This window comes from Actinokineospora diospyrosa, from assembly GCF_024171925.1.
GTDB classification, from domain to species: domain Bacteria; phylum Actinomycetota; class Actinomycetes; order Mycobacteriales; family Pseudonocardiaceae; genus Actinokineospora; species Actinokineospora diospyrosa.
In genome coordinates, this window is the sequence record NZ_JAMTCO010000007.1 from 418,609 (window position 1) to 437,351 (window position 18,743).

General features: G+C 68.6%; 16 protein-coding genes. 8 read left to right on the plus strand and 8 right to left on the minus strand.

The features are described from left to right. Positions 1 to 21: 21 nt before the first annotated feature. Positions 22 to 750: a Fic family protein gene (locus LV75_RS15865; RefSeq protein ID WP_253887648.1), complete on the plus strand. Its 729-nt coding sequence runs from the start codon at positions 22 to 24 to the stop codon at positions 748 to 750. Here LV75_RS15865 and LV75_RS15870 read toward each other — a convergent pair whose 3' ends face one another. From LV75_RS15870 to LV75_RS15895, 6 genes are all read right to left on the minus strand, one after another. Further along, positions 751 to 1,683, minus strand: coding sequence for an N-acetylmuramic acid 6-phosphate etherase (locus LV75_RS15870; protein ID WP_253887649.1), 933 nt, complete (start codon positions 1,681 to 1,683; stop codon positions 751 to 753). It abuts the gene before it with no gap. A gap of 43 nt (positions 1,684 to 1,726) precedes the next feature. Then, positions 1,727 to 2,644 (minus strand): MurR/RpiR family transcriptional regulator, encoded by a 918-nt coding sequence (locus tag LV75_RS15875; protein WP_253887650.1) that lies wholly within the window; start codon positions 2,642 to 2,644, stop codon positions 1,727 to 1,729. Between the two features lie 167 nt (positions 2,645 to 2,811). Continuing rightward, complete coding sequence (locus tag LV75_RS15880) at positions 2,812 to 4,464, minus strand: serine hydrolase domain-containing protein (protein ID WP_253887651.1); 1,653 nt, start codon at positions 4,462 to 4,464, stop codon at positions 2,812 to 2,814. Positions 4,465 to 4,503: 39 nt separating this feature from the next. Next, positions 4,504 to 5,736, minus strand: coding sequence for an exo-beta-N-acetylmuramidase NamZ family protein (locus LV75_RS15885; RefSeq protein WP_253887652.1), 1,233 nt, complete (start codon positions 5,734 to 5,736; stop codon positions 4,504 to 4,506). Between the two features lie 4 nt (positions 5,737 to 5,740). After that, a complete protein-coding gene (locus LV75_RS15890; RefSeq protein ID WP_372504181.1) occupies positions 5,741 to 7,603 on the minus strand; it encodes a glycoside hydrolase family 3 protein in 1,863 nt (620 codons plus the stop codon). 500 nt (positions 7,604 to 8,103) lie between these two features. Beyond that, positions 8,104 to 8,928: an HAD-IB family hydrolase gene (locus tag LV75_RS15895; protein ID WP_253887653.1), complete on the minus strand. Its 825-nt coding sequence runs from the start codon at positions 8,926 to 8,928 to the stop codon at positions 8,104 to 8,106. 498 nt (positions 8,929 to 9,426) lie between these two features. On the opposite strand from LV75_RS15895, the gene ssd reads away from it, so the two are divergent. Together ssd and LV75_RS15905 are read left to right on the plus strand one after the other, a co-directional pair. Beyond that, on the plus strand, positions 9,427 to 10,488 hold the full coding sequence (gene ssd, locus LV75_RS15900) for a septum site-determining protein Ssd (protein ID WP_253887654.1): 1,062 nt from the start codon (positions 9,427 to 9,429) through the stop codon (positions 10,486 to 10,488). Beyond that, positions 10,478 to 11,614, plus strand: a complete 1,137-nt coding sequence (locus LV75_RS15905) for a TadA family conjugal transfer-associated ATPase (RefSeq protein WP_253887655.1) — start codon at positions 10,478 to 10,480, stop codon at positions 11,612 to 11,614. The genes ssd and LV75_RS15905 overlap by 11 nt, the downstream gene beginning before the upstream one ends. Before the next feature lie 125 nt (positions 11,615 to 11,739). Here LV75_RS15905 and LV75_RS15910 read toward each other — a convergent pair whose 3' ends face one another. Then, on the minus strand, positions 11,740 to 12,120 hold the full coding sequence (locus LV75_RS15910; protein WP_253887656.1) for a hypothetical protein: 381 nt from the start codon (positions 12,118 to 12,120) through the stop codon (positions 11,740 to 11,742). A gap of 311 nt (positions 12,121 to 12,431) precedes the next feature. Here LV75_RS15910 and LV75_RS15915 point away from each other — a divergent pair, with 311 nt between their 5' ends. The 5 genes from LV75_RS15915 to LV75_RS15935 all read left to right on the plus strand — a co-directional run bounded on the left by LV75_RS15915 (position 12,432) and on the right by LV75_RS15935 (position 14,765). Further along, complete coding sequence (locus tag LV75_RS15915; RefSeq protein ID WP_253887742.1) at positions 12,432 to 12,905, plus strand: type II secretion system F family protein; 474 nt, start codon at positions 12,432 to 12,434, stop codon at positions 12,903 to 12,905. Continuing rightward, positions 12,902 to 13,147 (plus strand): DUF4244 domain-containing protein, encoded by a 246-nt coding sequence (locus LV75_RS15920; RefSeq protein ID WP_253887657.1) that lies wholly within the window; start codon positions 12,902 to 12,904, stop codon positions 13,145 to 13,147. The genes LV75_RS15915 and LV75_RS15920 overlap by 4 nt, the downstream gene beginning before the upstream one ends. After that, positions 13,144 to 13,467 (plus strand): TadE family type IV pilus minor pilin, encoded by a 324-nt coding sequence (locus LV75_RS15925; RefSeq protein ID WP_253887658.1) that lies wholly within the window; start codon positions 13,144 to 13,146, stop codon positions 13,465 to 13,467. Before LV75_RS15920 ends, LV75_RS15925 begins: the two co-directional genes overlap by 4 nt. Further along, positions 13,464 to 13,820, plus strand: a complete 357-nt coding sequence (locus LV75_RS15930) for an Rv3654c family TadE-like protein (RefSeq protein ID WP_253887659.1) — start codon at positions 13,464 to 13,466, stop codon at positions 13,818 to 13,820. Before LV75_RS15925 ends, LV75_RS15930 begins: the two co-directional genes overlap by 4 nt. A gap of 333 nt (positions 13,821 to 14,153) precedes the next feature. Then, positions 14,154 to 14,765 (plus strand): bifunctional DNA primase/polymerase, encoded by a 612-nt coding sequence (locus tag LV75_RS15935; RefSeq protein ID WP_253887660.1) that lies wholly within the window; start codon positions 14,154 to 14,156, stop codon positions 14,763 to 14,765. A 1,503-nt stretch (positions 14,766 to 16,268) separates the two neighbouring features. Here the strand turns inward: LV75_RS15935 and sftH are convergent. Continuing rightward, positions 16,269 to 18,590, minus strand: coding sequence for a DEAD/DEAH box helicase (gene sftH / locus LV75_RS15940; protein WP_253887661.1), 2,322 nt, complete (start codon positions 18,588 to 18,590; stop codon positions 16,269 to 16,271). Between the last annotated feature and the right edge of the window lie 153 nt (positions 18,591 to 18,743).

An 18,743-nucleotide genomic window follows, 5' to 3' on the forward strand; every position in this document is an offset into this window, starting at 1 on the left:
CCCGCCGGTAGTGTCGCTGACGTGACCGATCCGTTGGCTCCGTTGTTGGACCTGCCCGGTGTCGCCGACGCTGTTGAGAAGGCCCGGAACGCGGTTGCCGAGGTACACCGGCATCCCACGAACCGCCGCGGTTGGCCCGCTACTGCTGCCGAGGCTTCCGTCCGCGCCGCCCGTGCGTCTGCTGTTTTGGACGGTGGCCCTGCCGACATCCCTGAAGACGGCGAGGTAACCGACCCGGTGTTGGCTGGCGCGCTGCGAGTTGGTGAAGCACTCGGGCCTCTGCTGCCGACGTGGGAGCGCGCGCCGATGCAAGCGTTGGCCCGGTTGCACGTCCTCGCTGCGGCTGATCTGGTCCACAGTGACCACTTGGGCAGGCCCCGCCCCGGTCTGGGAGTCACAAGCAGGCTGGACTTGCTCGCTGGTTTCGTTGCCGGTGGTTCGAAGGTGCCCGGCCCTGTCTTGGCCGCGATCGTCCACGGTGAACTTCTCGCTCTTATGCCGTTCGGCGCAGCCGACGGTGTAGTCGCCCGCGCCGCAGCTCGCCTTACGTTGATCGGCACCGGCTTGGACCAGAAGGGGCTCGCCGTCCCTGAGGTCGCTTTCCTTCGCCAGGCGAACGTCTACCGTGCCAAGGCAGCTGCATTCGCCTCCGGTGACCCTGACGGCGTCACCGAGTGGATTGTGTACAGCTGCCAGGCAATCGAAGCCGGCGCGCGCGAGGCGACCGGGATCGCCGACGCCGCGGGCTGATCAGTACGCGTGCGCCCCGGCTCCGAGAAGCCCTAGCGCTCGGCGGACGTGCCCGCTGGACTCCGCGAGCGCCCACGCCGCCTCCCTGATGTCCACACCGGACAGCAGGTGCACCATGGCCACCTTGAGGTCACCGTGCGCGGCCAGTAGCGCGGCCGTGCACTCCTGTTGCCCGGAACCCGTCGCCTCACGCAAGATCCGTAGGCTCCTACCGCGCAGCTTGGCGTTGGTGGCGCGCATGCTGACCATGAGGTTGGAGTACGTGCGACCCATCTTGACCATGACGGCGGTGGAGAACGTGGTCAGCAGGATCTTCTGCGCGGTGCCCGCCTTCATCCGGGTCGACCCGGAGATGGCTTCCGGGCCGGTGTCCACAGCGATCACCAGGTCGATGCCGGGTGCGCGAGCGGCATCGGGGTTGTTGGACACCAGCGCGGTCGCTGCGCCGATCCGGTGGGCCTCCGCGAGCGCCCCCAACACATAAGGGGTGCGGCCAGAGGCAGTTAGGCCTAGCACGAAGTCGCCGGGCCGGGCATCGCGACGCATCTCGGCCGCCCCGGCAAGCTCATCGTCTTCTGCACCCTCGACGGCTTCCCGCAGGGCGGTAGGGCCACCTGCGTGGTGGACCAAGAACCAGTCGTCGGGGACGTTGTAGGTGGGCATCAGCTCTGCAGCGTCCAAGGTCGCCAACCGACCGGACGTCCCCGCGCCGACGTAATGCACGCGGTGGCCTGCTTGTAGCGCCTCGGTGGCCATGTCCACCGCCCTGCTCAACTGCGGCAGAGCGGCGGCGACGGCCGTAGGCACCAACTGGTCCTCGGAGTTGATGGTGCGCAGGATCTCGAGCGTGCACATCCGATCGATGTCCTTGGTGCGCGGGTTGCGCCGCTCGGTCGGGGAATCCACGTGGACCGACTGTCGTGGCACGGTCATCTCAGTTCCCCCTCCCCGGAGCGGTTCACCCGCGCACCCGGTCTCATTTCCCGGTCTCCCGCGGCTTGCGCCGCCCGTCGTGCCTGGTCTCCAGCCGGTGCGTGCCGACCGCGTCCCTGGTCGAGTCCAGCGCCCGGATCGACTGGTCCAGGTGCCGCTGGGCGACCCCGATGAACAGGCAGTCGACGACGGTCAGCTGCGCGATGCGGCTGGCGGTCGCCCCGGAGCGGAACGTGGTCTCCCTGGCCGCGGTGGTGAGCACCAGGTCGGCCACCTCGGCGATCGGGGACGTCGGGTAGTTGGTCAGCGCGACCGTGGTCGCGCCGTGTTCGCGGGCGGTGCGCAGCGCCTCGACGGTGTCCGCGGTGGCGCCGGTGTGCGAGATCGCCACCGCCACGTCACCGGGGCCGAGCACCGCGGCCGAGGTCAGCATGATGTGCGTGTCGTTCCAGGCGAAGCTCACCCGGCCGATCCGGTGCAGCTTCTGCTGCAGGTCGGCGGCGACGAACGCACTGGCGCCCACCCCGTAGACGTCGGTCCGGCCCGCGGTGGCGACCGCGTCGACGACCTTGGCGAGCACCTCGATGTCCAGCTGCTCGGCTGTCTCCTCGACTGCTCGGGCGTCGGCGAAGGTGACCTTGCCGACGACGGTCTTCAGGTCGTCGTCGGACTCGATCTCACCGCCGAGGTCCCGGTCGGCGCGCGCGGCGGTGCGAGCCGTGTCGGCGGCAAGCGCGATCCGCAGCTCGGGGTAGCCCCCGACGCCGATCGCCTTGCAGAACCGGGTCACGGTTGTCTCGCTGGTGCCTGCGGCCTCGGCTACCTCGGTGATGCTGCGCCGCGCCACGGTGGACGGGCTGTCGAGCACGACCTTGGCCACCCGCTGCTCCGCACGGGCTAGGCCGGGCAGGAGCGAGCGAATGCGGACCAGTGGGCTTGACTCGCTGTGTTCTGCTGTCATTTGACTCGCACTCACGTGGGAAACTTACTAACAGTTACAAGGTAGTACAAGGCGGTGCATGACATCTGGCGGCAACGCTACCCAAATGTGTCCGTACCGGTCGTCGCCCCTGGTGGGGGCTTGCTCACCGCATCGCTGGACGAACGCGGATTGTTAGCACCCAAAGGTCAACGAGTTTTGGCTGCCCACCCGAGCGGGCGTATCAAGTGGGGTTGTTTCTCACCGTTGAGTAGGTTTCGACCACTCTGAGTGACGAGAATTCGATCAATCGTGACCCCTCGCCCGGTGTAGCGACTGTCTGTGACATACCGCCACCGAAATGTCACATGCGCCCCGACCGGGGCGATTGCGTTGACTGTCCACCAACTGCGGTGCCCAGAACCGGACAAAGCGGCTACTTCCCCCGCGGGTGCGCCCGGTCCCGAGGCCCGCACGGGCACCGCTCGCCACGTCTCGCCCGACCCCGCCTCGAGTAAGAGGCCGTCGTTCGGATCAGTGTCGACGAACACGTCGAACCGGACGGTCACCTCGCCGCGCGCGGCGAGCGGGGGAGTGAGCAGTGTCGCGCCACCGGTGGCGGTGTACCAGGCCGTTGGACCCTGGCGCGGTCGCACAGCGAGTGCTCGGGCCAGCGCGGTCGCCAAGGTCTCCCGCGCGGAGTTGATCGAACCGTTGGTGCGCACGGGGTGCACCCGGTTGGTCAGCCGGATCGCGATGGACCGGGACGCCGGGTCGAGCACGAGCGAGGTGCCGGTGTAGCCGGTGTGCCCGGCGGTTCGGGGGCCGGAGAGGCCGCCCATGTACCAGCGCTGGTCGAGCTCGAAGCCGAGCCCGTGGGCGTTACCCGGGTAGGCGGCGTTGTGGTTGGTCAACATTTCCCGGACGGTGGCCTCCCGCAGGATGCGCTTGCCCCTGTAGATGCCGCCGTTGAGGATCGTCTGCCCCAAGACGGCGAGGTCCTTGGCCGTGGAGAAGATGCCCGCGTGCCCGGCAACCCCGCCGAGCGACCAAGCGTTCTCGTCATGGACCTCGCCCCGGACCATCCCGCGGACGGGCGCTGTCTGGAACTCGGTGGCGGCGATCCTGCCTCGCTTGTCAGCCGAGGGGTTGTACCCGGTGTCCGTTAGCCCTAACGGCGTGGTGATCCTTTTGGCGACCACTACGTCCAACGGTTCACCGCTAAGTCGCTCGACCAGCACCCCGAGGGTGATGAGGTTCAGGTCGGAGTAGGTATAGACGCTTCCCGGTGGCGCTGCCGGCGCGCGGTCCATGACTGCCTTGATCCGGGCCGGCTTGTCTGGCCAGTCGCTCCAGAGAGGGATGAACGGCTCTAGACCCGATGTGTGGGTCAGCAGCTGTTTGACGGTGATCGTCTCTTTGCCGTTGACACCGAACTCCGGCAGATAAGACGCCACTCGCTCGTCCACGGCGACCTTGCCGTCCTCGACCAGCCCTAGGACGGCGATAGAGGTGAACAGTTTGCTCACCGACGCCACGTCGAAGATGGTGTCCGGCCGCATGGGCACTTGTTGGTCGCTGGGCAGTTCGGCAGTGGCATCTGCGTACCGGACAGCCTTACCGGTCGCAGTCAGATCGACGGTGACACCGTCGTGGGCGAGTAGGGACACAGCGCCTGGGAAGAGGGGGCTGTTGGCGATCGTGGTCTTAGCCTCCGCGATGGGGGCGGGGTCTAGACCGGCCGACTCAGGGCTACCTACGTGCAGAACGGTCGTTGGTGGGGAGAACCCGGGCATAGGGACGTCGAACCGGCCCTGTGGCCCTACCGCCGCGCCTCCCGTCGTGACCGCCAAGACCGCCATAGCCGCTCCTAGCTGCACGAACACCGCCTGTTCTCCTCACTACTGATACAGCAGGTAGGGGCGGCGCAGTCGCCGGAAGCCCGCGATCTCCGGCTCCCACGCCCCGATGACCTCGCCTGCGCTCGCCCCCGCGGACACCATCTGCCGCAGTCGATCGGATCCCGAGAGCTTGTCGATGTAGTTGTCCGCCCGCCAGGCAAACACCTCCGGGTAGACCTGCCGGGCTGCGACGATCATCGCCACGGCGGTGCCTATCGCGTCGAATCGGCGGGGGTCGGTGATGTGGACCTGCACGCCTCCGCACACCAGGCCGGTGAACTTGCCGAACGTCGGTTGGAAGTAGGCCTCCCGCAGCCGCGCGCCGTGCACCGCGCCCACGGCCTCGACCCACCGCCAGTCGATGCCGGGAGCGCCGATGATCTCGAACGGGCGGGTCGTGCCCCTGCCCTCGGACAGGACGGTCCCCTCGAACAGGCCGGTGCCCGGGTAGACCAGGGCGGTCGTGTCGGTCGGCATGTTCGGGCTCGGCAGCACCCAGGTCAGGCCGGTTGACGCGTGGAGGTGGTCCCGCCGCCAGCCGCGCACCCGCACCACGTCCAGGGCCCGCAAGCGCTTGCCCGCGTCGCCGGTCAAATACTCCCCGTCGAATAGCCCTGCCAGTTCGCCGACGGTCATGCCGTGCCGCTGGGCGATCGGCTTGCGGCCGATAGCCGAGGCGTACGCAGGGTCCAAGACCGGGCCGGAAGCGTCACCGCCGATCGGGTTGGGCCGGTCAAGCACCAGGAACCCGGCGTCGACGAGCGCGGCGGCGTGCATCGCGTAGTAGAGCGTCCAGATGTAGGTGTAGAACCGCGCACCGACGTCCGCGATGTCGAACCCGATGAGGTCGACGCCTGCCTTGGCGAACTGGCCTGCCAGTTGTTCTGGGGTCTTGCCGTAAGAGTCGTAGACCGGGATGCCGGTGCGCGGATCCAGGTAGTCACCTTCAGAGCCGCCGGCCTGGGCAGTGCCCCGGAAGCCGTGTTCTGGGCCGAACACCGCCGTAGGCCGCATGTCAGCGGCAACCATGGCATCCACGATGTGCGTGCCGTCCCTGGTAACTGCCGTCGGGTTCGCCACCACCCCTACCCGGTGACCGCGCAGGCGGTCCCACCGTTGGTCGGCAAGAACATCTGCGCCAGGGAGCACCGGCGTGGGTTTCGAGAGGCTCGTGGGAGTGGAGATAAGAGGAACAGACAGGGTCGACGCTGCGAGGAACTGTCGCCTGTCCATCGCGCTACCAGGTCAGGCCGTGGTTATAGGGATACAGCGGCAACGCCGGGTCGTTTTGTAGGTAGACGTCCACCGGCAGCTTCCCGCGCGGGGAGACTTCCCCGAACAAGACCCGGGCGAGGGACTCAAGAGACACAGCCCGCCACGAGTAGGTCGCTACCCAGTTCGGCGCGGCAGCGAACCCCGGGTCGTAAGGCGCCTGAGTCGCCACCGCAACGACCGGAACCCCGGTTCGCACCAACTCCGCGACCAATGTCTGCTGCTCGGTGTTGGCTGCCAGGTTGTTGGTCAACACCACCACGAGGTTGGTGTCCTTGGCCGCCGCGACGGCCTGGTCGACCAGGGCCTTGGCCGGGCGGGTCCCGGTCGGGATCGAGGTCGCGGTCGAACCGCGCGTGCCGATCGTGGCTGCCAGCGTGTTGGGGGAGTTGTCCGGGTTCGACGGGTCGCCCACGCCGGTCACCAGAACCCGCCCCGGCGCGGCGCGCAGGGGCAGCGTCCCGTCGTTCGCGAGGACCGTCACCGTCCGGTCCGTCAGTCGCTGGATCGCCGCCTTGTGCTGCGGCGCGCCCACGAGACGGCCGACCGTGCGTTCATCCACCAGTGGCTGCGACACGATCCCGCGCTTCCACTTCAGTGTCAGGATCCGTCGCACGCTCTCATCGATCCGGCTCTCGGTAAGCCTGCCTGCGCGGACAGCGGCAAGCACCGATTCCCTTGCCAGAGCTAGATCAGGTGGCATCAGCAACTGGTCGACACCGGCCTCTAGCGCCAGCACCGGGATCTCCGCGTCGCCGAACATCTCGCGCACGCCCTGCATCCCAAGGGAGTCGGTGACGATGACGCCACCGAAGCCGAGCTCGTCCCGCAGCAGCCCGGTGATGATCGGCCGCGACACCGTGGCAGGTACGCCTGACGGGTCCAAACTGGGGAACTGGATGTGCGCCGTCATTATCGAGTCGACGCCCGCTTCGATGGCGGCCCGGAACGGCGGTAGATCTACCGCACGCCACTGCTGCGCGGTCCGGGTGATCGCGGGCAGGCCGGTGTGGCTGTCAGTCGCGGCATCACCATGGCCTGGGAAGTGCTTGGCCGACGCTGACACCGTGTCGGCAGGCTTGCCGCTGGCCTGGTAGCCCCGCACCTGCGCGGTCACCATGTCGGCTGCCAGGTCTGGGCGTGCCGAGAAGGACCGGGCGCCGATCACCGGGTTGCGGGCGTTGGAGTTCACGTCGGCCACCGGCGCGAAGTTCTGATTGACGCCCATCGCACGCAACTCGTTGGCGTTCACGCTCGCCAGCGTCCGCGCGTCGGCCGCACTACGTCCCGCGCCTATAGCCATCGAGCTTGGGAACTCTGTCGCGGGCGCAGGCACCCTGGTGACGTTCCCGCCCTCTTGGTCTATGGACACGATCAGCGGCAGGTTGGGCGCGGCGTTGAGCGCGGCCCGCTGCAGACCGTTGGAGAACGCAGCGAGCTGGAGCGGGCTGTCGACGTTGTCCGTACCCGAGTTGTTGAAGTAGATGACGCCACCGACCTGGTAGCGCTGCACGACCTCGGCAGGGGTGTCGACGCCGTAGCGCTGCCGGTTGGTCGGGTGGACCTCGGCCGCCGACTTGCCCCAGACGGTCGCCACGAACAGCTGCCCGACCTTCTGCTCCAGCGTCATCCGCCGCATCCGCGTGTCCACCCAGGTGGCCATCAGGGCCTCCTGGCCCAGCTGGGGCCGGGGCGGGGTGGTGGCGCCGTCCTCGGGCGCCGCGGTGGACGCGGGCGTGACGACCAGGGGGATGGTGAGGGCAGTGGCGGCGCAGGTGCAGGCCGCGGCGACTGCGGTGAGCGACCAGCGGAGGGCGCGAGTGGGCACTGCCGTCTCCCGAGTCGTGAGTTCTTCACCACAAGCAGGGTTACCACGGTGAAGTTACCCACAGCCGGGAGCGGTGGTCAACGTGTGGAAACGATTTGGGCGGTCCCGCTCACGTGGAGCGGGACCGCCCAAAGTCGCGGCGCGAATCACTCGGTTTACCAAGCGTGCAACTGAAGTCGTACCTACCTGGCCTCGGCGTCCGGCGTCCCGGTACGCAGTCCCTTGACGACATGCCTCCCGCGGCGTGCTGCGCGTGGGTGCTCCGGTGTTCGCGCACGGAGCCCGCTCGGGGTGGATCGGAGCTTCTCTTCGCTCCGCCCCTGGCCGAACCGGGGTCCGCACCACCCTTTCTACCCAGTGAGGAAGGTCACTTCAAGGGCACTTTCGTGTGCACCGGTCAAGGTCGGCGCAAGCGTCGACCGCGACGCCCGGTGCGCGTAGGCTGCGCGACCTCCCCCGGTCGGTGCGGGTGACATCCCTTGTGCGACCCGGGAAACTGATCACTTCCGCCGTCGCCGGTGCAGTCCGTACCAAGCGGCACCCGCGGTGGCCACCGCGCCGAGCCCGATCGCGGTCACCGCGACGGCCGTCCCGGACGGCGCGTGCAAGCGCGAGCGCAGCGACACCGGCTTGGTGAAGGTGAGCACCGGCCACTCCCGCTCGCCCGCCAGTTTGCGCAGCCCCCGGTCCGGGTTGACCACCGACGGCTTGCCGACCGCCTCCAGCATCGGCAGGTCGGTGCTGGAATCGGAGTAGGCGTGGCTGGCCGCGAGGTCGTAGCCGTTGCGGTCGGCGAGCTCGCGGATCGCGGTCGCCTTGTTGGGGCCGTAGCAGTAGAAGTCGATCTCGCCGGTGTAGCGGCCGTCCACGGCGACCATCCTGGTGCCGACGCTGTGCGTCGCCCCGATCATCAGCGCGATCGGGGTGACGATCTCCTCGCCGGAGGCCGACACCACCACCACGTCGTGCCCGTCGGCCTTGTGCGCGGCGACCAGTTCGGCCGCCTCCGCGTAGACGAGCGGGTCGACGATGTCGTGCAGCGTCTCCTCCACGATGGACCGGACCTGCTCGACGTCCCAGCCCTCGCACAACGCGGTCAGGTGCGCGCGCATCCGCTCGACCTGGTCGGCGTCCGCGCCGGAGGAGGCGAACACGAACTGCGCGTAGGCGCTCTTGAGCACGCCGCGCCGGTTGATCAGGCCACCCTGGAAGAACGGCCTGCTGAAGGCCAACGCGCTCGACTTGGCGATCACCGTCTTGTCGAGGTCGAAGAAGGCCGCCACCCGGCCGGGCTGGGGCGCTGCCTGCGCGCCGGAGTCGCTCACCGGGCCAGCATAGGAGCCGTGCGGCCGCGGGCGGGGGACGCGGCCACCGGTGGCTGGTTGCCCGGATGTCGCCCGATGCCGTGGAAAGCGCACGTGGACACTCGGCTGAGCGGTGGTCGCGCTCGCGGTTACCGGTCACGGACGGGACAAGTCCGAACTCGGCAGGGTGTCTTCTGCCGTATGTGGCCATCGAGTGGCGTCGAGGGGATACAGTATGGCTACCCGGCCTTCGAGCCGGGCCGGTTCAGTCCGACCCCCCGGGGCTGAACCCGTTGACGACCCCCGCCCCTCCCCCCTGGCGGGGGTCGTCCCATTTCCGGGTGAGGCAGCCCCCTCCAGCTTGCCCTAGGCCACCGACAGTCTGCCGCCGCGACCCGCCCGACAACTGCCAGTTATCCACAACGCGGTCGACCATCCACAGTCTGACCTGGCCTCTTTCGGTCCTTCCCAGTTTCACCAGATTCTGGTCACAGCCCCGGTGAACGACGAGGAGGAGCTGTGAACCGACCGACTGCCTGGCTGCGCGCGGACCCCGTGCTCGAGCACGTGCTGCGGCTGTGCGCCGCCGCTGGGACCGAGCCCGACCAGGCTGGCCGACTGGCCGATGTGCGGGCCCGCTGGCCGAGCGCGCCGTTGATCCTGCTGGACGACCGTGCGCTGGTCACCTGCGCCGAAGCGGGCCTGCCCAGACGCGGCGGGGTCGTGCTGGTCGTCGCGGGCACACCACCGCCGGGCTGTTGGGAACACGCGGTCCGCCTCGGTGTCGAGCAGGTCGTCTCGCTGCCGGAGGACGAACCGTGGTTGGCCGCCGCGCTGGCCGACGCGACCGAGGCCCCAGCGGGGACCGAGGGCCGCGTGCTCGCTGTCCTCGGTGGTCAGGGCGGTGCGGGAGCGTCGGTTTTCGCCACCGCTGTCGCCCTCGCCGCTGTTGGGACCGGCACCAACGCACTGCTCGTCGACTGCGACCCGCTCGGTGGTGGGCTGGATCTGTTGCTGGGCGCGGAAGGCGAGCCGGGGTTGCGGTGGCCGGACGTCCGGTTGCGTTCGGGGCGGGTGCCGGTGTCCAGCCTGCACGCGTCCCTGCCCGGTAGGACCAAGGGCAAATCCCGGCTGACGCTGCTGTCTGGTGCGAGAGAAGGCGATGGGCCGTCGTCAGATGCGGTCATCGCGGTGATGGAGGCAGGCAAACGGGCTGGGGAGACAGTGGTTTGCGACCTGCCGCGCACGCCGGATCCCACAAGTCGGGCAGTCTTCGATCGGGCAGATCTAACGGTTGTTGTCGTCCCTGCCGAGCTCCGTGCCGCCGCAGCGACTCGTCGTTTGACCAAATACCTTGCTTCTCAAGGTATCCACCCGTCCCTGGTTGTTCGTAGCGCACCGCACCTCCGTCCAACAGACATCGCCAGGGCGGTAGATCTACCTCTACTGGCTACATACCGTCGCGACCCGGGTCTACCGGCCCGCCTCAACGGAGGCGTCTTTCCCTTGCGTGGCTCACTATTCCGGGCTAGTAACACCGTTCTGCGTGCACTAAAGGCGGGCGTCGGTCATGACCGTTGACTTGGTGGACCGGGTCCGGCGCCGGTTGGTTGGCGGAGGAATCGATGCGTCGCCCGCAGCGGTTGCCGACGCCGTAAGAGCTGAGGTCGGTGTCGTAGGAGACGCGGATGTCCTGTCAGCGCTTACCCTGCTGCGGCAGGAGTTCGTTGGTGCTGGACCGCTTGAGCCGTTGCTGCGAGACAGCGGTACCACCGACGTGTTGGTGACCGCGCCCGATCAGGTCTGGGTCGATGGCGCGGCCGGGTTGCACCGAACGGGCGTCCGCTTCTCCGACGAAGACGCCGTCCGCCGCTTGGCTCAACGGCTGGCCACAGCGGCCGGACGGCGCCTCGACGACGCACAGCCCCATGTGGACGGTTGGTTGCCGGGTGGGCAGGTGCGGTTGCACGCCGTTCTCCCGCCGATCGCCGAACACACCTGCATCTCGTTGCGCGTCCTCCGGCCCGCGAATCACCGGCTGGCTGATCTCCAGGCACTCGGCACCTTTGACGCGGAGATCCACCAACTGCTCGGCGCGATCATCAGCGCCCGGCTGTCCTTCCTCATCACCGGTGGCACCGGCGCGGGTAAGTCGACCCTCTTGGCCGCTCTGCTCGCCGCTGTCCCCAGTCGTGAACGCATCATCTGTGTCGAAGACGCGGGCGAGCTCCACCCCGACCACCCGCAGTTCATCCGTTTGGTCAGCCGCCCACCCAACATCGAGGGCGCTGGCGAGATCACCCTTCGCGACCTGGTCCGCCAAGGCCTGCGCATGCGCCCCGACCGCATCATCGTCGGTGAGGTCCGCGGCCCAGAGGTGATCGACCTTCTTACGTCCCTCAACACAGGCCATGACGGCGGCGCTGGCACCGTTCACGCCAACTCACCACAAGAGTTGCCTGCGCGGCTAGAGGCACTAGCCGCGCTAGGTGGGCTCGACAGGCCTGCTCTGCACAGTCAGCTTTCCGCCGCTGTCCACTTGGTCCTCCACATGCGCCGCGACCCCACTCCAACTCTTAGCGAGATCGCCCTACTAGCTCGAACCCACACCACTGTCACAACACGGACTGCTTGGCGCAGCGGAGCCTGGACCGATCGCCCGGCTCTTACCGCCCTGCTCACCTCTAGGGGTGTGTCATGGCCCTAGTGCTGGTCGCACTCGCGGTACTCGTGTGGCCGTCTATGCAGCCCACCCGGCGGTTGCGCGCTCTGGCGGCAGCACCACGTGCGCGATGGCGGATATCGCGCCCCGCGGTCATCGTGATCGTGCTGCTAGTCGTGGCCGCTTGGTTCGCGCTGGGGCCGGGAGGCGGTGTTGCGGCTGTCGTCGTGGGAGTCGCGCTCTGGTATCAGCGGCGGGCAGGGCTCCGGCTGCGAACTCGACTGGCTGAGTCCGAGGAGCTCAGCGAGGCCGTCGCCGGCCTTGTCGGGGAGTTGACCACCGGAGCGCATCCAGTCACCGCTGCCGAACAGACCGCTCAAGATCTCACCCCACCGGCCGCGCGCAGCCTGCAAGCGATCGCGACCGCGGCTCGCCTGGGCGGCGACGTCGAGATCAGCCCACCGGAGCTGCAGCGAGCGTGGCGGCTCGCTAACCGCCACGGGATACCCCTCGCTGCCAGTCTCGCCGCAGTCGCGCGCGACCTTGCTCATCGAGTTCGATTCAGCAGAGGGGTGCTGGCGAAACTAGCCGGTCCACAAACCAGTGCCGCTGTCCTGTCAGGGCTACCTGTGGTCGGGCTGGCTCTGGGCGAGGCCATCGGCGCCCAGCCGCTAGCCACCCTTAAGTCGACCCCGATTGGCCAAGCCCTGTTGGTCCTAGGCGCCACCTTCACCGCCCTCGGTCTTCTCTGGACCAACCACATCATCAACCGCGCAGTGCCGACATGACCTTCAGCCTCCTGCTCCTAGCCGCAGCCCTTCTGATCATCACTCCATCCAGGCGGCAGCGGTTCCGCCGAGTCATGGGCCTTGTGCCCCCTCGAAAACGGCGGCCCTCCAAACCACGCAAGGTCGACGCACTTCGCCTTGCCGCGACCTGGGATCTACTCGCCGCCTGCCTCCAGGCAGGGCTGCCAGTCCCGACAGCCATATCAGCGGTAAGCGAAGACCTCTCATCACTACGTGACGTCGCCGAGCAGTTGGCCCTAGGTGCCGATCCACGGCAAGCCTGGGCTGCAGCCCTCGACTGCCCACACACCAAAGACTTAGCCAGAGCAGCCCGTCGCACCGCACGATCCGGCGCCGGACTCGCAGAGGTGGCCGCCCGCCTAGCCGCTGAGGTTCGCGACCAGGTCGAGCAACAAGCCGAAGCCCGGGCCCAACGAGCCTCGGTGCTCATCACCCTCCCCCTGGGCCTCTGCTACCTCCCCGCCTTCTTGACCCTGGGCGTCCTCCCAGTCGTCCTAGGCCTGACCGCCCGAACGTTTGACCTATGACCGTCCGCATCTCAGTACCGGAGGTTCCTGTGCACAGCCTTGTCCACGCCCTTGACGACAGCACTGACAGCACCGACAGCACCGACAGCACAGTCGATGGGGACAGAGGCTCGATCTCCATCGAGTTCGCGCTCATCACCTTGTGTGCCGCAGCGCTTGCTGGCGTGCTCGTCGCCGTTGTCACCAGCAGTTCGGTTTCCGCAGCCCTGGCTCAACTCATCGCGGACGCGTTGTCGCCATGACCGACGACGGATCGGTGACGGTTGAGGCGGCACTGGTCATTGGCGCGATCGTGGCCGTGCTGTTGCTCGGGGTCATGGGTGTCGCTGCCGCTGCGGACCACGTGCGGTGTGTCGACGCTGCCCGGGAGGCCGCGCGGTTGACGGCTCGCGGTGAGGTCGAGCGCGCGCGATCAGCGGCCAGGACCATCGCACCTCATGACGCGACGATTGAGATCCGCGTGGATCGCGATGAGGTCGCAGTAACCGTGCACAGCACCCGCGGCCTCTTACCGGTCCACGGCGACGCCTACGCCGTGGTCGAGCCCGGCGCGGCGCCATGACCGATGACGGCGGGTTCGCGACGGTTTTCGCCGCCTGGGTGATCACCGGGCTGCTGTCACTGGTACTCATGGTCATGACGGTCGCGGGTGCGGTCAGCGCCCGGCACCGCGCCGAGAGCGCCGCCGACCTCGGTGCGCTCGCCGCCGCCGCGCACGTGCTCGACGGGCGGGCCTGCGCCCGGGCCAGGTGGGTCGTCGAGCGGGCGGGTGCCGAACTCGTCGGGTGTGCGGTGAGCGGTTGGGACGCCACGGTCGAGGTGGCCGTCCGACCGGCCGCGCTGATCGGCCCCGCCAGGGCCACGGCCCGCGCCGGGCCGGTCGTCGACGGCCAAGCGGTCGACCTCGAACGGTGAACGGCATCACAACTCGGTGTCGTCCGGCCGGGAGCCGCTGATGATCACTGGCCGTGTCGGTCGACGTTTCCGCAGGTGGTGGCACCGCTAAACACGTCTCAACGGTTCGCTGTACGGCCACGTGGCGGCCCCGCTGGGGTGCGTGCGGGCGTCGAGGTGACCGGTTCGCCGAGTTTCGCCGCTCCGGTCGGATGACAGGTCATTTACCTCGCCAGAGCGACCAGTTGTCGACAGCGAGTTTCGTACGGCGTCCCCGATGCCGTTGAGTGAGTTGTAGGGCGCTGAACCCGGCGCCCGCACCCCGAGGAGGCAGTGCCCGAGATGTTGGGAACCGTGAGGTCGGACAACTGGCGGCGAGCGTTCCGCGTCGAGCTGCGCGCCGAGGCGATCGGCCTCGCGTTCCGCGGCTGGCCGGTGCTGCCGGGGACCTACCCGGTGGCGGGCCACTGGGCCGGTCGCGACGGTTCCGAGGACAGCAGCGGCCCGGTGCCGGTGCACGCGGACTGGCAGGACCGGACCGGCACCCAGCCGGAGCAGGTCGCCACCTGGTGGACCGGTCAGCCCTACAGCCTGCTGCTGGCCACCGGCCTCGGCTACGACGCCATCGAGGTCGGCGACGAGCTCGGCCGCGGCGCCGCCCGCGTCCTGCGGTCGGTCGGGTTGCCGGTGCCGATCATCGCCACCCCCGAGCACCGCTGGTTCTTCCTCACCCGCACCGGCTCCGGCCTCGCCCCCGAGCTCGCCGCCAACCCCGACATCACCCTGCGCGGCGCAGGCGACTGGATCACCCTGCCGCCCAGCCCGTTCCAGCACGGTGTCGTGCACTGGCGGGTCAAGCCCGAGGTGTGCGGTTGGCAGATCCCGAGCACCGAGACCGTGCAGGACGCCCTCCTGGACGCCATGCACAGCAACACCCGCCACCTGGTGACCACCGCCCGCGACTGATCCACCGACCACCACCCGTGGTTCGACCGGGACCACCGCCCACCCGCCCGGGCGCCCGGTCAACCACACCCAGCCTGTCCACCGGACCGACGCCGTACTCCCGCCCGAGTGCGTCGCCCACCGGACAGGCAGCCAGCCGAGTAACGCTGGAGCCTCCGGACTCCCGCGCAGCGTCACGGAACAGGGACAACGGCCTAGCCGTCCAGTCGACACCCCGCCCCGGGATGACCACCCTGCACCGGCACCAACCCGCCTCCTGGTGCCACCCCGCAGGACAGGTACTCCCCGTCGACGGTCCCGCGCACACAGTCCGCTGACCAACCGCGGTAGCAGCCCGAAGCCCCGTCTCGGCGGCATGCGGCGCGCCGGGAAGCGCAACCGGTCCTCGACCGGTTGCCCCCGGCGCGCTGCCGCATCCGGACCCCGCACAGCCCCAGCGCCCCCGCGCGACCGGCTCGAGCCTGCGATAAAGAGCTTCGCAGGCTCGAGCCGATCCCACTGGCCCGCGCACAGGTCGGGCTGACACCGCAAGTCCCAACCGCCGTCGAGCCGAAGCGGATGTGCTGACACCAGCCACTTCTGCGAGCGGTGGCTGCGGCAGGTGGGCTGGGTGAAGAGATCGGCCTGGCATCAGTGCCCCCAGCCACTGACAGCTGGCCGTGCAGTCGAGATGGAGAGCCGAACTGCTTCTGTGCCGGCACGGCAGTCGTGCTGTCCGCCCCACCCACAGTGCCAGCCCGTGGACACTCGGACCCGCCGGTGCCAACCCAGCCCCCGCCGGGTCGCCCCAACCCACCTACTCAGCCCCTGGACACTCGGACCCGTCGGTGCCAGCCCGCCCTCCGTCAGGTCCGCCTCAGCCCACCTTCCCAGCGCCTGGACAGTCGGAAGATCCGGTGCCATCTCAGCCCGCTCTCGGTTGCCCTGCCAACCCAGCCCGGCGGCCGTCGGAGTCGCTGGTGCCAGGTGCTCGATGGGGTGGACCTGTTTTGTGTGGGGGGACGGCACCCGTAGCGTCGTTCAGCGGCAGGGCCTGCTTTTGGGCCCCTGCTTTGCGGTTCTGCCACGGGTGTCGTAGGGGCCCCGCACAAAACAGGTCCACCCCATCGAGCAAAGCTCGAAAATCGCGGATCGGGCGCCGAGCTCGCCGCCAGGCGACGAGGCCGTCCACCGGAGCCGAAGGCGGAGGCCCGAATCCCTTGCCCCGCATCCCCAACCCCGGCCTACGCCAAGATCAACCTGATCGAAAGCCCCCAAATACACAGCTTACCGCGCAGCACCACCAACCCGGGAGCGCCAAGCAGCACCCTGTGGACAACCACAACCGTTGTGGACAACCAAACGCCCCACCGCAGCCACCCACAACGAGAACCCGCCCCACCAAAGATCAACTAATCAAGAAGCCCCCGATATACAGCCTACCAACGGGAACCGGCCAAACGACAGCAGCAACCAGCAGCCTGTGGACAACAGAAGACGTTGTGGATAAACAGATCCAAGCCTCTACAGCGCCCCCACCCGCAACGCCTGCACTGCAACCCGCAGAACCTTCAAAGCCCCACCCTTGTTCAACGGCTCATTCCCGTTCCCACACTTAGGCGACTGCACACACGACGGACACCCTTCAGGGCATTCGCAAGCGGCGATCGCCGAATGGGTAGCTGTCAGCCATGGGAGCAGCGCCGCGTGGCCTCGGTCCGCGAAGCCCGCACCTCCCGGATGGCCGTCGTGGACGAAGATTGTGGGTTGGGCGGTGTCGGGGTGTTGTGCGGTTGAGACGCCGCCTATGTCCCAGCGGTCGCAGGTGGCGAAGAGGGGGAGGAGGCCTATTGCGGCGTGTTCGGCGGCGTGGAGGGAGCCGGGGATTTCGTTGCGGGCCAGGCCTGCTGCGTAGAGCAGGTCGGGGTCGATGGTGTACCAGACGGCGCGGGTGTTGAGGGTTTGTTCTGGTAGGTCTAGGGGCACCTGGTCGAGGATTTGGCCTGATGGCAACCGGCGGAGGTAGGCGACTACTTGGGAGGTCACGGCGACCTCGCCGAGGCACACGGTCACGCCGCCGTAAGAGTCCTGCGACAGCGTCGACAGCACCGAGATGTCCACGATCTCGCGCGGGGAGGTAGTCCAATCAGGACTCTCTGCGTGCACCAATGCCAAGAGGCCGTCCAAGTCCAGTTCGTCGACCACGTATGACCGGCCCTGGTGTAGGTAGAGCGCCCCTTCATGCACGGTCGAGCAGGCCCTGCCTTGTCCTACCGTCCCCAGCATCCGCCCCGAGTCGGCTTCCACAACAGCGACTTGTTCGCCACCAGAGCCGCGGATATCGACCTCAGCGTGCGGGCGGTCCTTAGAGGTCCAGTACCACCCGTTGGGCCGCTTGCGGACCGTCCCCGTCGAAACCAGCGAGTCGAGGACTGCGCGAGCCCCCTCGCCGAAGGCCGGTAGGTCTGACTCCGTAAGAGGCAGTTCCGCGGCGGCGCAGGCCAGTTGCGGTGCCAAGACATACGGGTTGCCCGGGTCGGTGACGGTTGCCTCTACCGGCTTGTCCAGGATCGCCTCGGGGTGATGCACCAGGTACGTGTCCAACGGGTCGTCCCGTGCGACGAACACGACCAGCGCCGAATCGCCCGAGCGACCAGCTCGCCCTGCCTGCTGCCAGAACGACGCCAGCGTCCCCGGGTAGCCCGCCATGACCACCGCGTCCAGCCCGGCGATGTCGACACCGAGTTCCAGCGCGTTGGTGCTGGCCACCCCCAACAGCTCGCCTGATGCCAACGCGTGTTCCAGCGCGCGTCGCTCTTCGGGCAAGAACCCCGCCCGGTATGCGGCGACCCTGCCGGACAGTGAGCGGTCTACCTCGTCCAGGATTCGCCGGGCACCTAGGGCCGTCAGCTCCGCGCCGAGCCGGGACCGGACGAACACCAGCGACCGCGCGCCCTCGATCACCAGGTCGGCGAGGATCCGGGAGCTCTCCGCGCCCGCCGACCGCCGGACCGGGGCGCCGTTCTCGCCGGACAGCTCGGTCAGCGGCGGCTCCCACAGCGCGATGGTCCGCGACCCGCGCGGCGAGCGGTCCTCGGCGACCGCCACGCAGTCCACACCGGACAGTCGGGTCGCCGACGCCGCCGGGTCCGACACCGTCGCCGAGGCCAGGACGAACACCGGGTCCGTGCCGTAGTGGTTGGCGACCCGGCGTAGGCGGCGCAGCAGCAGAGCCACGTGCGAGCCGAAGACGCCGCGGTAGGAGTGGCACTCGTCGACCACGACGTACCGCAGGCGGCGGAAGAAGGACGTCCAGCGGCCGTGCGCGGGGAGGATGCCGCGGTGGAACATGTCCGGGTTGGTGAAGATCCACCGCGCGTGGGAGCGCACCCAGTCGCGCTCGACCATCGGGGTGTCGCCGTCGTAGCTGGCCGCCCGCAGGTCCGGTAGCTCCAACTCGTGCACCGCGCGCAGCTGGTCGGCCCCCAATGCTTTGGTGGGCGAGATATATAGAGCAGTCGCGCGAGGATCCTCGGTCAGCGCTGCTGCCACCGGTAGCTGGTAGGCCAGCGACTTCCCGGACGCCGTGCCGGTCGAGATCACCACGCTGCGGCCCGCGTACGCGTGCTCCGCCGCGGCGACCTGGTGCGTCCACGGTGTGCGGACCCCGCCGCGGCCGAACGCTTCGCGCACCGCCTCCGGTGTCCAACCGGGCCACGGCGCGGTGGACTCGACCCTGGCAGGCAGATCGGCGACATGTGTGACCGGATTCTCACCGCTGGGCACCCCGGCCAGTACGCGGCCGAGCAGAACAGCGCCGCGTTCGGTCGCCGCGTCGACACTCACCCGTCGAGCTTCGCACATCCGGCGGACGATCCGGCGCCGGGGCGAGTTGATCATGAGATTTTGGTCACAGTCCGCCCGCACTACATCACTGACCGTGCACGGTATGGGACAGCTCGCGTAGGTGATCCGCTTTACCAATAGACTCCGCCGACA